Raw genomic sequence first — 13,239 nt, forward strand, 5'->3', positions numbered from 1 at the left:
TTCCCATCATGTGGCCATGCACAGGCCATCACGTGGCGCGGTGAGGGTTGCGGTCATGATCCCGAAGACCATCTCCCGCTCCACCTCCCGCTCCACCTCCCGACTGCTTCTGACCGCGCTCGCCGTGGCCCCCGTCCTCGCCCTCGCGGCGGCCTGCGGCGGCGTTGACGACACCGCCGGCGGTGGGCAGAAGAACGACACGGTCGCCGACGTACCCGAAGCGCCGGACGCGTCGGACGCGCCGGACACGGGCGGTGCGAAGGACAGCGGCAAACCGAGCGCCCCCGCCGAGGCCAAGAGCGAGTTCTACGACGCCCAGATGACCTACGTCGCGTGCATGCGCGCCAAGGGCGGCTTCAAGGACTTCCCCGACCCGAAGCTCAGCGGCCATCTCGACTGGACGAAGATCAACGAGATCGGCTCCCAGCCGGGCCGCAACGAAGGCATCAAGGGCGGCAGGAACGGCGCCTGCGTCAAGGAGTTGCGGGCCGTAGGCGCTGCCGAGCCCAAGGTGGACCAGCAGAAGGCGTACGAGTCGATGCTCGCGCACGCCCAGTGCATGCGGGACAACGGCATCTCCCGCTTCACCAATCCGACCATGAGCGCGGGCAACGCCCAGCCCGGCGGGCAGCCGGACCCGCTGTCCCGGGCCTACGACGAGGAGTCCCCGAAGTACAAGCAGGCCCGCAAGGCGTGCGAGTCGAAGCTGCTCGACGGTCTGGACGGCATGCAGTGAGCCGCCGCACCACCTTTCTCGGCCTCGCCGTCGTGACCGCCGGCGCCGCCGTCACCGGGGGATTCGTCCTCCTCGGGAACGGCGGCGACGCGGGCGCCTCCGGGAAGGGCGGCGATCTGCCGCCCGCCACCGCGAAGATCGTCCGCACCGACCTCGTGCAGTCCAAGACCGTCGACGGCAAGCTCGACTTCGCGCAGCGCCGCGCCGTCCCATCGGCCGTCGAGGGCACCGTCACGGTGGCCGCGTCCGAGGGGACGACGCTGACCATGGGGCAGGCGCTGTACGAGCTGAACGACAAACCCGTCACGCTGCTCTACGGGCCGGTCCCGATGTTCCGCGAGATGAAGGTGGGCGACCGGGGCAGCGACGTGCTCCAACTGGAGCGCAATCTGCGGGACTTGGGGTACGGGGCGACGCTGTACGTCGACACGCGGTACGACAAGGGCACCGAGGCCGCCGTCAAACTGTGGCAGAAGTCCCTGAACCGGGAGACCACCGGCAGGGTCGGCAGAGGCGATGTCGTGTTCCAGCCCGGCCAGGTCAAGGTGGTCTCCGCCGACGCGGCGCTCGCCGAACAGGTCGCCCCGGGCAACGCGGTCCTGACGATCGCCTCCACCAAACCGGTCGTGCGGGCGCAATTGGAGCAGACCGACGGTGCGCTCACCGCGAAGGGCACCAAGGTCGAGGTCACCCTGCCCAGCGGGAAGACCGTGGCGGGGCGGGTCGCCGGGACGGTGCGCCCGGAGGACGAGTCCAATGCCGAGGGCGGTACCGGTGCCCAGGACGGCATCACCGTCGAGGTCGTCCTGGACGGCGGGGTGCGCGCGGCGTCCCGTGAGGACGCCAAGGTGCCGGCGAGTGTGACGTTCGTCAGCGAGGCACGTGAGGGAGTCCTCGCGGTCCCCGTCGAGGCGGTCGTCGCGCTGCGCGGCGAGAACGGCGGCTACGGACTCCAGGTCGTGCGGGGCGGTACCTCCACGATGGTGCGGGTCGAGACGGGCATGACCGCCGACGGGCGGATCGAGGTCAGCGGCCCGGACCTCCGTGAGGGCCTGAAGGTCGGCGTGGCGGCGACGTCATGACGCCGGTCCCGGTCCTGGAACTGCGCGACGCCACCAAGTCGTACCCCGGTGGCGTCCACGCCCTGCGCGGAGTGAACCTCACCGTCGACACGGGCGAACTGGTCGCCGTCGTCGGCCCGTCCGGCTCGGGCAAGTCCACGATGCTCCACGTCATGGGCACCCTCGACACCCCCACATCGGGCACCGTCCGGGTCGCCGGGTACGACGTGTCCCGGCTCTCCGACTCCCGGCTGTCCGCCCTGCGCGCCCGCCACATCGGCTTCGTCTTCCAGCACTTCCATCTGGCGGCGGGCCGCGACGCCGTGGACAACGTCGCCGACGGACTGCTGTACGCGGGCGTACCGCTGAGGGAACGACGCGCACGGGCGCGGGACGCGCTCGCCCAGGTGCGCCTGGACCACCGCCACGCGCACACGCCGAACGAGCTGTCCGGCGGCGAGAAACAGCGCGTGGCCATCGCCCGCGCCCTGGTGGGGGACCCCACGCTGCTGCTCGCCGACGAACCCACCGGAGCGCTGGACACCGCGTCCGGCGAGATCGTCATGGAGCTGCTGCACGAGCTGAACGCGTCCGGCACCACCATCTGTGTGATCACCCACGACACCGGGATCGCGGAATCGCTGCCACGCCGGGTCCGCTTCAAGGACGGCGAGATCGTCTCGGACACACGCTCCGGCACGCACTTCGGTACGTACTCCGGTACGCACTCCGCCACGGGTTCCGGCCCGCGCTCCGATTCCCGTACGGAAGAAGCCGGTTCATGAAGAACGACCTCAAACCCGCCCGCCTCGCGCCCCGCGACATCCTCCGCGTGGGGGCGGTCGGTCTGCGGGCGCGGCGGGCACGGGTGGTGCTCTCGGCGCTCGGTATCGCCATCGGTATCGCGACGATGGTCGCGGTCGTCGGCCTCTCCGAGTCGAGCCGCGCGGACCTGATGGACCGGCTCGACCGGCTCGGCACGAACCTTCTCACCGCCGAAGCCGCCGAGGACCCCATGGGCGGGGAGGTCGAACTCCCCAAGAACGCGGTCGCCATGGTCGAGCGGATCGGCCCGGTGCGGCAGGTCACGGCCACCGCCGATGTCGACGCCAGGATCCGCCGCAGCGACGTCGTCCCCGAGGAGCGCAGCGCCGGAGTCATCGCGCAGGCGGCCCGTATCGACCTGCTGTCCACGCTCGGTGGCGAGGTCGAGAAGGGCACATGGCTCACCCCGGCCGGCGAGCGCCTTCCCACGACGGTCCTCGGCGCGCGGGCGGCGGACCGGCTCGGCGTCACCCGTGCCGGCCAGACGATCATGATGAACGACACGCGCGTGGTCGTCGTCGGCATCCTCGCACCGCTCGAACTGGTCCCCACCCTGGACCGGGTGGCCCTGGTCGGATTCCCGGCGGCCGAGCGCTACTTCGGCTTCGACGGTCACCCCACCACCGTCTTCGAACGGTCCACGGACGCCTCGGTGGAGGACGTGCGGGCGGTCCTGGCCCGCACCATCAGCCCCGGCAACGAGGCGGTCGTCAAGGTCTCCCGCCCGTCGGACGCGCTGGCCGCCAAGGCCGCCACCGACGAGGGCCTGACGAACCTGATGCTCGGCCTGGGCGCGGTGGCCCTCCTGGTCGGCGGTGTGGGGGTCGCCAACACCATGGTCATCTCCGTCCTGGAGCGCCGTCAGGAGATCGGGCTGCGCCGCTCACTCGGTGCGACCCGGCAGGCGATCCGGCTCCAGTTCCTCACCGAGTCGCTGCTGCTGTCGGCGCTCGGTGGAGTGACGGGCGCGCTGCTCGGCGCGGCGGCGACCTATGGTTTCGCGCAGGTCCAGGGGTGGACGGCGGTGGTTCCGCCCTGGTCCCTTGCGGGCGGCCTGGCCGCGACCCTCCTGCTCGGTGTGGTCGCGGGCCTCTACCCGGCGATCCGCGCCGCCCGCCTCCATCCGACGGTGGCGCTGAACGGGACGTGATTCGACGGTGGCGCTGAACGCGGTGTGACTCGACGGTGGTGCTGAACACAGAGCGACTCGACGGTGGTTCCGACCGCGATGTGTCCGAAGTTCCTTCGGCTGATTGTTCATCCGTTCATCACCGGCGTTCACCTTCCTTGCCGAAGGTTCGTCATGGGCATGCCCGATTTGCCAGGTCCTGGCCGGACGGCGCGCGCCCTTCATGTCGAACCTGAGGAAGGACGGCTGCTGATGCGGTCAACACAGCGGCGAAGAGGGCAGGGTGGTGGATCCGGCGGGCAACGGCTCGCGGGCGCCGCCCTGACCGCGCTCGTCCTGGTCGGCGCGAACGTGACGGTGGCGCACGGCGACACCGGCACGGACCAGCGCGCCACGGACAAGAAGAGCGCGGCGAGCGAGAGTGCGACGACCCTGCCCACGCTCACCCCCGGCGAGGGGTCGTACCTGGAGGGCGTCCAGAAGGTCGCGGCCGTGCCGGCCCTGGCGGGCGACTCGGTGACGCAGCTCGCGGTCGACGGGAAGGCGGTCGACGCCGAGAAGACGGTCGGGGTGTCCCGGCTGAGCTTCGACGTCGGCTCGAACTCGACGGAGGCCCGCTACCACAACTACGTGCTGGTCAACGGCGAGTACCGCGTGGACATCGGCGACCTCGTCAACGAGCGCGGCACCATCGACATCCCCAACGAACACCTCGTCAAGGGCGAGAACAAGATCCAGATCTTCGCCGGCAGCGTCGAGTCCTCCTGCGGCACGAACTACGACGACTTCGTGCTGTCCGACATCCAGCTCACCCTCCTCGGCGAGGTCGCGGACGGCGAGGAGAACGCGTACACCTACTCCTTCGGCGACGGCTCCTGCGGCACCAACACCTCACTGCTCAAAGAGGCGTCGCTCAGCTTCTTCGCCCTCGGCGACCCGAAGGGCACCACCGGCCTGCGGACGGACCTGGACACCACGAAGCTGCCCAACGGCGAGCACGCGATCACGGCGACCACCGCCTCGCGCAAGACGGTCACCAACGAGGTGACCGTCAACAACGCCCCGGCGGGCGCCCCTCGGCTGCTCCCCAAGGACGGCACGCTCGTCAAGGGCGGACAGTCCGTGTTCGCGAACTTCCCGGCCGGCGCCGACGGCGCGGTGTCCTCGCTGACCGTCGACGGCGCCAAGCCGGTCACCGCACCCCAGCTGGGCAACGGCGCGGCCACGTTCTCCTTCGACGTCGGCGCCAACTCGCTCGACGACAAGTACGACAACTACCTGCTGGTCAACGGCAAGCGGATCGACCTGGGCGGCACCTGGGTCAGCCAGCGGGTCGACATCGCGATACCCGCGCGGTGGCTCGTGCCCGGCGACAACACCGTCAAGGTCGTCACCGGCGCGTACAAGGAGAGCTGCGGCAACAACCGCGACGACTTCGACATCTCCCGCCTCCAACTCGCCCTGGACGGCGCCACCGTCACCGGCAAGGACATCGCCGCGTCCTACCCGATGGGCGACGGCACCTGCGGCACCGGCACCGACCGGCTGCCGGAGGCCGAGCTGCACTACACGATCGACGCCCCGGCCGTCGCCGTCACCGACACGCTCGGCTCCGGCAACGCCACCTTCGGCTTCACCGTCGGCAGCAACTCCATCGAGGCCCGCTACCAGAACCACCTCCTGGTCAACGGCCAGAAGCTCGTCCTGGACGCCGACTACGTCAGCCAACACGTCGATGTGACGTTCCCCAACGAGTGGCTGGTGCCCGGCTGGAACACCATCGACGTCGTCACCGGCACCTATCCCACCTCGTGCGGCGCCAACCGGGACGACTTCGCGCTCTCCGGGATCACCCTGACACCGGCCGGTGCCACCGCCGAAGGCCGGATGGTCAAGGGCTCCTACAGCTTCGGCGACGGCAACTGCGGTGACAACGTCAACCCGCTGACCGAGGTCGACCTGGAGTTCTTCGTGGACGGCCCGGCCAAGGGCGTCCGCGCCGACCTCGACACCGCGAAGATCAAGGACGGGCAGCACAAGCTGGCCGCCACCTCGAAGACCGGCAAGACCGCCACCCGCGCCCTGGTCACCGACAACTCGGCGCCCGAGATCGCGAGCAGCACCCCGAAGGCCGGGCAGAAGATCACCGCGTCGGTCGTCCTCGGCGTCCAGATGAAGGACGCGTCCGGTGTGGTGAGCGGCCCGGACATCAAGCTCGACGGCAAGGCCGTCAAGGCGGGCGCCGCGATCGGCCCCGGCCTGTCCGCCGGACAGCACACGCTCTCGGTGACCGCGACGGACGGCCTGGGCAACACCGGGACCCGCGAGGTGAAGTTCACCTCCGCCGGCATCCCGGACACCCCCGCCCGGCTGACGCCCGCGTCCGGCACCACCGACGCCGGCCGGAACGTCACCCTGTCCGCCAAGGTGGCCGAGCCCGACGGCGGTGACGTGACCGCCACGTTCTCCGAGGCCGAGATCCTCACGCCGGGCCAGGTGTACCAGGGCACGTCCACCGGCGTCCCGACCACCCTCAAGGTCAAGGGCGAGAAGAAGATCAAGGCCGCGGGGCTCGCACCCGCCGACGGCAAGATGCTCGCCGCACCGTCCTCGTCCGACGTCACCTTCCAGCGGTTCGACATCCAGGTGAAGGGCCACGTCGACCAGCCGGTGCTGCGCTGGGAAGGCGTCATCGACCCCGAACGGCTCGCCTCACTGCGGGTCTGGAACAGCCGCACCGCACAGTGGGACGTCGTCAGCAGCGCGCGGGGCGCCGCCGAAGGCAACACGGTGCTCACCGTGGTCCTGGACCGGGGCTACGTCGACCGCCAGCAGGTCCATGTCATGGTGACGGGCGAGGACCCCTTCGCCGACGACATCGACGCGGGCGACCCGAACGCGTTCGCCGACCCCTCCTCGTACGACTTCTCGATCGTCCACTACACCGACACGCAGTACCTCTCCGAGGGCGCGGTCGAGCAGGAGACGGCCGAGGAGCGCGCGGTCTGGGAGAAGGCGTACGGGGATGTCTCCCGCTGGGTCGCCGCCAACAAGGACAAGCGGAAGATCGCCTATGTCGCCCACACCGGCGACATCATCGAGAACAACATCCGCAAGCCCGCCGACGAAGCCACACGCAAGCAGGTCGTCGGCGAGATGGAGATGTCCTCCAAGCAGCAGAAGATCCTCGACGACGCGGGCATCCCGAACGGGGTGATCGCGGGCAACCACGACAACCAGTCCGGCACCGAGAACGGACCGGACGCCCTCTACAACCAGTACTACGGTCCGCACCGCTACGAAGCGGTGTCACAGGGCTGGGAGCACGCGAGTTACGGCGGCCCCTGGCGCGCGGGCGACAACCAGAACCACTACGACCTGTTCTCGGCCGGCGGCCAGGACTTCGTCGTCGTCGGTCTGTCGTACGGCGTGACGCGTGAGGAGGCCGAATGGGCCGACTCGATCTTCAAGCGCTTCCCCGACCGCAACGGCATCCTGCTCTCGCACGACTACCTCGCGCCGAGCACCAGCCCCGACGGCCGCGGCGCCCCGTTCTCCGCGCCCGACGGCTCGATGCTGTACAAGACGGTGGTCCAGGACAATCCGAACGTGTTCCTGATCCTCGCCGGACACGAGCACGGCGTGGGCACCAACGTGAAGCCGAAGGTCGGCGAGGTCAGCCACGGCGTGGTCGAACTCCTCGCGGACTACCAGTTCTACACGGTGTCCGCGGACCGGCTCGGGCTCACCGAGATCGGCGGCTACCAGCCCGACGACCGACTCCAGTTCGGCGCGAGCTTCTTCCGGATGCTCCAGTTCAATGTGCAGCGGTCGGAGTTGACGGTCGACACCTACTCGCCGCTGCTCGACGAGTTCGGTGCCACCGAGTACGACACCGACCACCGGTACGACGGCACCGAGGACAACATGGTGCTGCCGGTCGACCTCAAGACACGCAAGACGATGTTCCGTACGGACTCGGTCGCGCTGTACAACCCGGTCGACGTCATCGGCCGTACGAAGGTCAAGTCCGGGGCGGTCGCCTCGGTGCCGTGGAAGAACCTCAAGCCCGGTTCGACCCATGCGTGGTTCGTCACGGCGCGTTCCGGCGGCGGCGGTGTGACCGCTTCCGAACCGAGCGTCTTCGTGACGAAGGACGCGCACGGACGACCGGGCACATGGGGTCCGGACACGCCCTTCTACGAGTGGTTCGGCCCGTCCACGGGCCGGCGCTGACCCGCCGGAAGGCCACCTGAGCCCGCCGCCCCGGACCCGACCGGTCCGGGGCGGCGGGCCCCGCCGTCCGTATCCCCGGACAGGAGAACCGAGCCACCCATGTGTCCCCCCGACCCCACGCAGGCCCCGGTGCCCGCCCACGGCTTCCGGTCCCGAAGGGCGCGCGGCGCCCTGCTCACCGTCCTCGCCGCCCTGGCCACGGTGCTCGGCGCCGGTCTGATCCAGGCGGCCCCGGCCGCCGCGCACGACGCCACCACGAACGCCTACGCCGAGATCACCGGCAGCGCGGCCCGCCCCGAGGCCACCCTCGACCTTGAGTACGACCTGCTGATGAAGTCGGCCTGGCTGTACGCCGAGGCGTACGACGCGAAGGACCGTACCGAGCAGTTGCGCCAGCTCAGGCTCAACGCGGACGCGGTGTCCTCGTACGTCACCGGACGCTTCACGGTCGTCCGCGACGACAAGCGCTGCACGGCCCGCACCGAGGGCGACGCGGACATCACCACGCGGGGCAAGCGCGCGTACGCCGTGCTCACCCTCGCCTTCACCTGCCCCGCGGGCGCCACCGGACCCGTCACGGTCTCCAGTGCGCTGTTCCCCGACGCCGAGAGCTTCGTGCACAGCACGAAAACGATCGTCCACTACGACATCGACGGGCAGCGCGGCTCGCAGGTACTCACCGTCACCGACCCTTCCGTGACCGCAGCCGCGGCGGACGGCCAGGAGTCGCACCAGGTCTGGGAGTTCTTCCTGCTGGGCACCGAACACCTGCTGTTCGGACTGGACCACATCCTCTTCCTGCTGTCGCTGCTCATCGGCGCCCGCGGCCTGCGCGACATCGTGCTCACCGCGACGACGTTCACCGTCGCGCACAGCATCACCTTCCTGCTGGCCGCGTGCGGCGTCGTGGACGTACCGGCAGCCGTGGTGGAACCGGTGATCGCCGCGTCCATCGCCGTCGTCGCCGTCGCGGGCTTCCTGCTGCGCGACCGTGAGGACAACGCGCGCTGGCGGCTGCCGACCGTCTTCGTGTTCGGCCTCGTCCACGGTCTGGGCTTCGCCGGATCACTCGGCATCGACGAAAGCTGGTCCTGGGAGCTGCTGGTGTCGCTGCTCAGCTTCAACGTCGGTATCGAGGCGGTGCAGTTGGGCATCATCGCCGTGGTGTTCCCGCTGCTGCTCCTGCTGCGCAGGTCGCCGGTCCACCGCTGGGTGCTGCCCGCGCTGACGGTGCCGATCGTCGCCGTGAGCCTCTACTGGCTGTGGGACCGGGTCTCCGTCAGCGCCTGAGCGGCGTCGCCGGCGCCCGCGCCGTAACCGGTGCCCGTGGCGCTCGGAGCGATGCGGACCTTGATGTTCTTCATCAGCGGCTGATCGCTCTGCCTGCTGAAGTCGGCCGCGCCGACGAGGAAGTTCATCTCGGGCATGTACCCCGCCGCGCAGCCACGGGGCATGTCGTACCGCAGCGCACGGTATCCGGTGAGACGGCGCTCGCTGCCGTCCCTGGAGGTGGCCGTGATGTCGACCGTGCTGCCGGGAGTGATCCCCCGGGCGCGCATGTCGGCGGCGTTCATGAGGACGAGGGTGCGCAGGTTCTTGACACCCCGGTAGCGGTCGTCGTCGGAGTAGATGGTGGTGTTCCACTGGTCGTGGGAGCGCATCGTCTGGAGGATCAGGAAGTCGCCCTCGGGCACGGAGTCCGGCAGCGGAGCGGTGGAGAACTCGGCGCGGCCCGAGGGGGTGAGGAAGACGAGTTCGCGGGCCGGCTGCTTGAGACGGAACCCCAGCGGCAGACGGACACGGCGGTTGAAGTCCTCGAACCCGTCCAGGGCCTGGGCCATGGTGTCCCGGATCCGGTCGTAGTCCTCGATGTAGTGCTCCCACGGCACGGCGCTGTCGGGCAGCGTCGCCCGCGCGATACCGGCGATGATCGCGGGCTCGGACAGCAGATGCGGCGAGGCCGGGCGCTTCATGCCGAGCGACAGATGCACCATGCTCATGGAGTCCTCGACCGACGTGGACTGGAGTCCGCCGCGCTGCTGGTCCCGCTCGGTCCGGCCGAGACACGGCAGGATGAGCGCCTTCCGCCCGTGCACGACATGGCTGCGGTTGAGCTTCGTACTGACATGGACGGTGAGCCGGCACCGCCGCAGCCCTTCGGCGGTGTACGGGGTGTCGGGCGCGGCCATCGCGAAGTTGCCGCCCATGCCGACGAACACCTTCACCGTGCCCCGGTGCATCCCCTCGACCGTCCCGACCGTGTCCAGACCGTGCTCACGGGGAGGGTCGATGCCGCACACGGCGGCGAGCCGGTCGAGGAACTCGGGCGTGGGCCGGTGGTCGACGCCGCAGGTGCGGTTCCCCTGGACGTTGCTGTGCCCGCGCACCGGAGAAGGGCCGGCGCCCTCGCGCCCCAGGTTCCCGCGCAGCAGCAGGACGTTGACGATCTCCCGCACGGTGTCCACGCCGTGCTCGTGCTGCGACACGCCCAGGCACCAACTGATCAGGGTCCGGTCGGACCGCGAGTACACCTCGGCGGCCTTGAGGATGTCCGCACGTGACAGACCGGACTGACGCTCCAGCTCCTCCCACGGCGTCGCCGCACACAGCGCCTCGTACTCCTCGAACCCCTGCGTGTGCCGGTCGATGAACTCGCGGTCGAGCGCCTTCGGGTCCGTCGCCGACTCCTCGATCACCGCCTTGGCGATCCCGCGCATCAGCGCGAGGTCGCCGCCCGAGCGGACCTGGAGGTTGAGTGTGCTGGTGCGCACCGACTTGAACAGGGCCATGTCGACGAACTCGTGCGGGACGATGGTCCGGGTCGCGGCTGCCTCGATCAGCGGGTTCACATGCACGATCTGCGCGCCGCGACGGTAGGCGTCGGCGAGTGCGGTGAGCATGCGCGGGGCGTTCGACGCGGCGTTGACGCCCATGACGAACAGGGCGTCGGCGCTCTCCCAGTCCGCGAGGTCGGCCGTGCCCTTCCCGGTACCGAGCGAGGCCCGCAGGGCGCGTCCGGACGCCTCGTGGCACATGTTGGAACAGTCGGGGAGATTGTTGGTGCCGAACTCGCGGGCCATCAGCTGGTACAGGAACGTCGCCTCGTTGCCGAGCCGTCCCGACGTGTAGAAGGCGGCTTCGTCGGGGGAGTCGAGGGCGCGCAGCTCGCTCCCGATCAGATCGAACGCGGCCTGCCAGGTGATGGGCTCGTAGTGGTCGGTCTCCGCGTTGTAGACCATGGGCTCGGTCAGCCTGCCCGTGTCCTCCAGGGCGAAGTCGGTCCACGTCGCCAGCTCCGACACGGTGTTTGCGGCGAACAGCTCACGTCGCGCGCGCTTGGGTGTCATCTCCCACGTGACGTGCTTGATGCCGTTCTCGCAGATGTCGAGCTTGAGGCCCTTGGTGTCGTCGGGCCAGGCACAGCCGGGGCAGTCGAAGCCGCCGTTCTCGTGGTTCATCTTGAAGATGGCGCGCGGCCCGTCGATCAGCGCGCGCTCCCGCAGGAGGACCCGCGTGACACTTTTGGCGGCACCCCAGCCTGCCGCCGGGTGGTGGTACGCGTGCTGGGACGGCCGTTTCCCGGTGCGGGGACCTTCGCCACCGGCGGGCGTGCCGGTCTTGTCGTCATCCGAGGTAGCCATGCTGGTCAACCCTTCGACGGGGCCGTATGGGGACAAAAGGTGCACGCGATATGGAGGAACGCTACAACCATCCGGTGGCTCGCTCAAACGGATCCCGGCGGCCGGTCAGTGGGTGAAGACTCCCGCGACGAGACTGATGGCGGTCGCCAGGATGCCGGTGCCGAACACATACGACAGCAGGGTGTGGCGCAGCGCCATCGCGCGGATGGTCGAACTCGACACATCGGTGTCGGAGACCTGATAAGTCATGCCGAGGTTGTAGCTGAAATAGAAGAAATCGCGGTACGCGGGCGGCCGGTCGGAGTTGAAATCGATACCGCCGCCGACATTGCCGTCCCCGGCATCCCCACCGTCCCCGGATTCCTCGTAATAGAGGTACGCGTATCGAGTGGCGTACATCAGGTGCAGCGCGGCCCAGGCCATGAATACGCCGATCAGGGCCGCCCCGGCATGGGCGGTGTCGGAATTGCCGAGCAGAAACACCACGATGCCGATCAGGCCGCACAGGGCAGCCGCGACGACGGAGATCTCTTCGGCGACGGGCCGCAGATCCTCACGCCGGGCGTTGTGGCGGGTGGCGTCGGCGTCCATCGGCCACAGCACGCTCCAGCCGGCCACGACGAAGAATGTCTCGGTCGCGGCGATACCGCCGAGAATTCCCAGCGGCGCGTCGACCAGGAATCCCACGGCCGCACCGACCACGGCCCCACCGACCACCGCGAAGGCAAGCCGTGGCACCGCGGACATCGACAACCGGGGACGCAGGTTCACAAGCGACAACGGTAGTGGTTCGTGGCTGCCTGGCGAGGTTACGGGTATATGGCGCCGCGCGCCGATGCGAGCGGCCCACTAAGCTCACAAACGGCGAAATGGATGATCAACGGGAGCAGGAATGACCAGCGAATCCGGCCCCATCAGCGCGGAAGGCCGTAGGGCACTCGAACGGGAGCTTGCGGATCTGCACGTCGAACGCGAAGCGGTCGCGGCCACCCTGGGCGGCACGGACTCGCCGGGCGACACCGCCGACCAGGCCGACGAATTGCAGCGCGCGACCCAGGTGGACCGCATCGACTCCCGTATCGCCGAGATCAAGGTGCGGCTCGAAGAGTCCGCCCTCGCAGGACCGCCCCGCACCGACACGGTCGGCGTCGGATCCACGGTGACCCTACGGTTCGCGGACGGCTCCGAACACACGGTCCAGATCGGCGACGCCGCCGAGGAGTCGAACCACACCCTGGTCACAGCCGACAGCCCCCTCGGCCACGCCCTCCTGGGCCACCACCCGGGCGACACGGCCCACTACGACGCCCCCGACGGCCAGTCGACGGTGACAGTGGTATCCATCGGCACCACGTGACGGGGGACGACCGGCCGGCGGATCAGTGCCCGTAGCGCTCGCAGCGCAACGGTGTGTGGGAACCGTCGGTGAGGCAGATCCGCACGACCGCGGCTCCGCCGGGAACGTCCGCCGGCACGTCCATGGAGAACTTGGCGCTTGAGCCGCAGACGACATTGGGGCTGAGGCCGTCACCCAACTGCCCGTCGTGGGTGTCGAGGGTGTACGCGCGCGTGGCGTCTATCGCGTCCATGACAGATCGAGCCAATGCTTCG

General features: G+C 69.5%; 10 protein-coding genes. 7 read left to right on the top strand and 3 right to left on the bottom strand.

The features are described from left to right. The first annotated feature begins 55 nt into the window (after window positions 1–55). The 6 genes from ACIQNU_RS08580 (at window position 56) to ACIQNU_RS08605 (ending at window position 9,277) form a co-directional block, all read left to right on the top strand. The gene (locus ACIQNU_RS08580; RefSeq protein WP_401362808.1) at window positions 56–736 is read left to right on the top strand and encodes a hypothetical protein; all 681 of its coding nucleotides are present in this window, start codon (window positions 56–58) and stop codon (window positions 734–736) included. After that, a complete protein-coding gene (locus ACIQNU_RS08585) occupies window positions 733–1,818 on the top strand; it encodes a peptidoglycan-binding protein (protein WP_401362811.1) in 1,086 nt (361 codons plus the stop codon). The genes ACIQNU_RS08580 and ACIQNU_RS08585 overlap by 4 nt, the downstream gene beginning before the upstream one ends. Then, a complete protein-coding gene (locus ACIQNU_RS08590) occupies window positions 1,815–2,582 on the top strand; it encodes an ABC transporter ATP-binding protein (protein ID WP_401362814.1) in 768 nt (255 codons plus the stop codon). The genes ACIQNU_RS08585 and ACIQNU_RS08590 overlap by 4 nt, the downstream gene beginning before the upstream one ends. Next, window positions 2,579–3,772 carry an ABC transporter permease gene (locus ACIQNU_RS08595; protein ID WP_401362817.1) on the top strand — a complete coding sequence of 398 codons (1,194 nt, stop codon included), beginning with the start codon at window positions 2,579–2,581 and terminating at the stop codon, window positions 3,770–3,772. Before ACIQNU_RS08590 ends, ACIQNU_RS08595 begins: the two co-directional genes overlap by 4 nt. A gap of 231 nt (window positions 3,773–4,003) precedes the next feature. Beyond that, complete coding sequence (locus ACIQNU_RS08600) at window positions 4,004–7,987, top strand: metallophosphoesterase (RefSeq protein WP_401362820.1); 3,984 nt, start codon at window positions 4,004–4,006, stop codon at window positions 7,985–7,987. A 99-nt stretch (window positions 7,988–8,086) separates the two neighbouring features. After that, window positions 8,087–9,277 (top strand): HupE/UreJ family protein, encoded by a 1,191-nt coding sequence (locus ACIQNU_RS08605; RefSeq protein WP_401362822.1) that lies wholly within the window; start codon window positions 8,087–8,089, stop codon window positions 9,275–9,277. Here the strand turns inward: ACIQNU_RS08605 and ACIQNU_RS08610 are convergent. Both ACIQNU_RS08610 and ACIQNU_RS08615 read right to left on the bottom strand, forming a co-directional pair. Continuing rightward, window positions 9,241–11,628, bottom strand: a complete 2,388-nt coding sequence (locus ACIQNU_RS08610; RefSeq protein WP_401362825.1) for an FdhF/YdeP family oxidoreductase — start codon at window positions 11,626–11,628, stop codon at window positions 9,241–9,243. The genes ACIQNU_RS08605 and ACIQNU_RS08610 overlap by 37 nt on opposite strands. 105 nt (window positions 11,629–11,733) lie before the next feature. After that, complete coding sequence (locus ACIQNU_RS08615; protein WP_401364193.1) at window positions 11,734–12,375, bottom strand: DUF1345 domain-containing protein; 642 nt, start codon at window positions 12,373–12,375, stop codon at window positions 11,734–11,736. Window positions 12,376–12,520: 145 nt separating this feature from the next. On the opposite strand from ACIQNU_RS08615, the gene ACIQNU_RS08620 reads away from it, so the two are divergent. After that, complete coding sequence (locus tag ACIQNU_RS08620; RefSeq protein ID WP_401362828.1) at window positions 12,521–12,985, top strand: GreA/GreB family elongation factor; 465 nt, start codon at window positions 12,521–12,523, stop codon at window positions 12,983–12,985. Window positions 12,986–13,007: 22 nt separating this feature from the next. Here the strand turns inward: ACIQNU_RS08620 and ACIQNU_RS08625 are convergent, their stop codons facing one another. After that, window positions 13,008–13,217 (bottom strand): hypothetical protein, encoded by a 210-nt coding sequence (locus ACIQNU_RS08625; RefSeq protein WP_401362831.1) that lies wholly within the window; start codon window positions 13,215–13,217, stop codon window positions 13,008–13,010. Window positions 13,218–13,239: the final 22 nt, after the last annotated feature.

It is taken from the genome of Streptomyces sp. NPDC091292, assembly GCF_044757265.1.
Classification (GTDB): Bacteria; Actinomycetota; Actinomycetes; order Streptomycetales; family Streptomycetaceae; genus Streptomyces.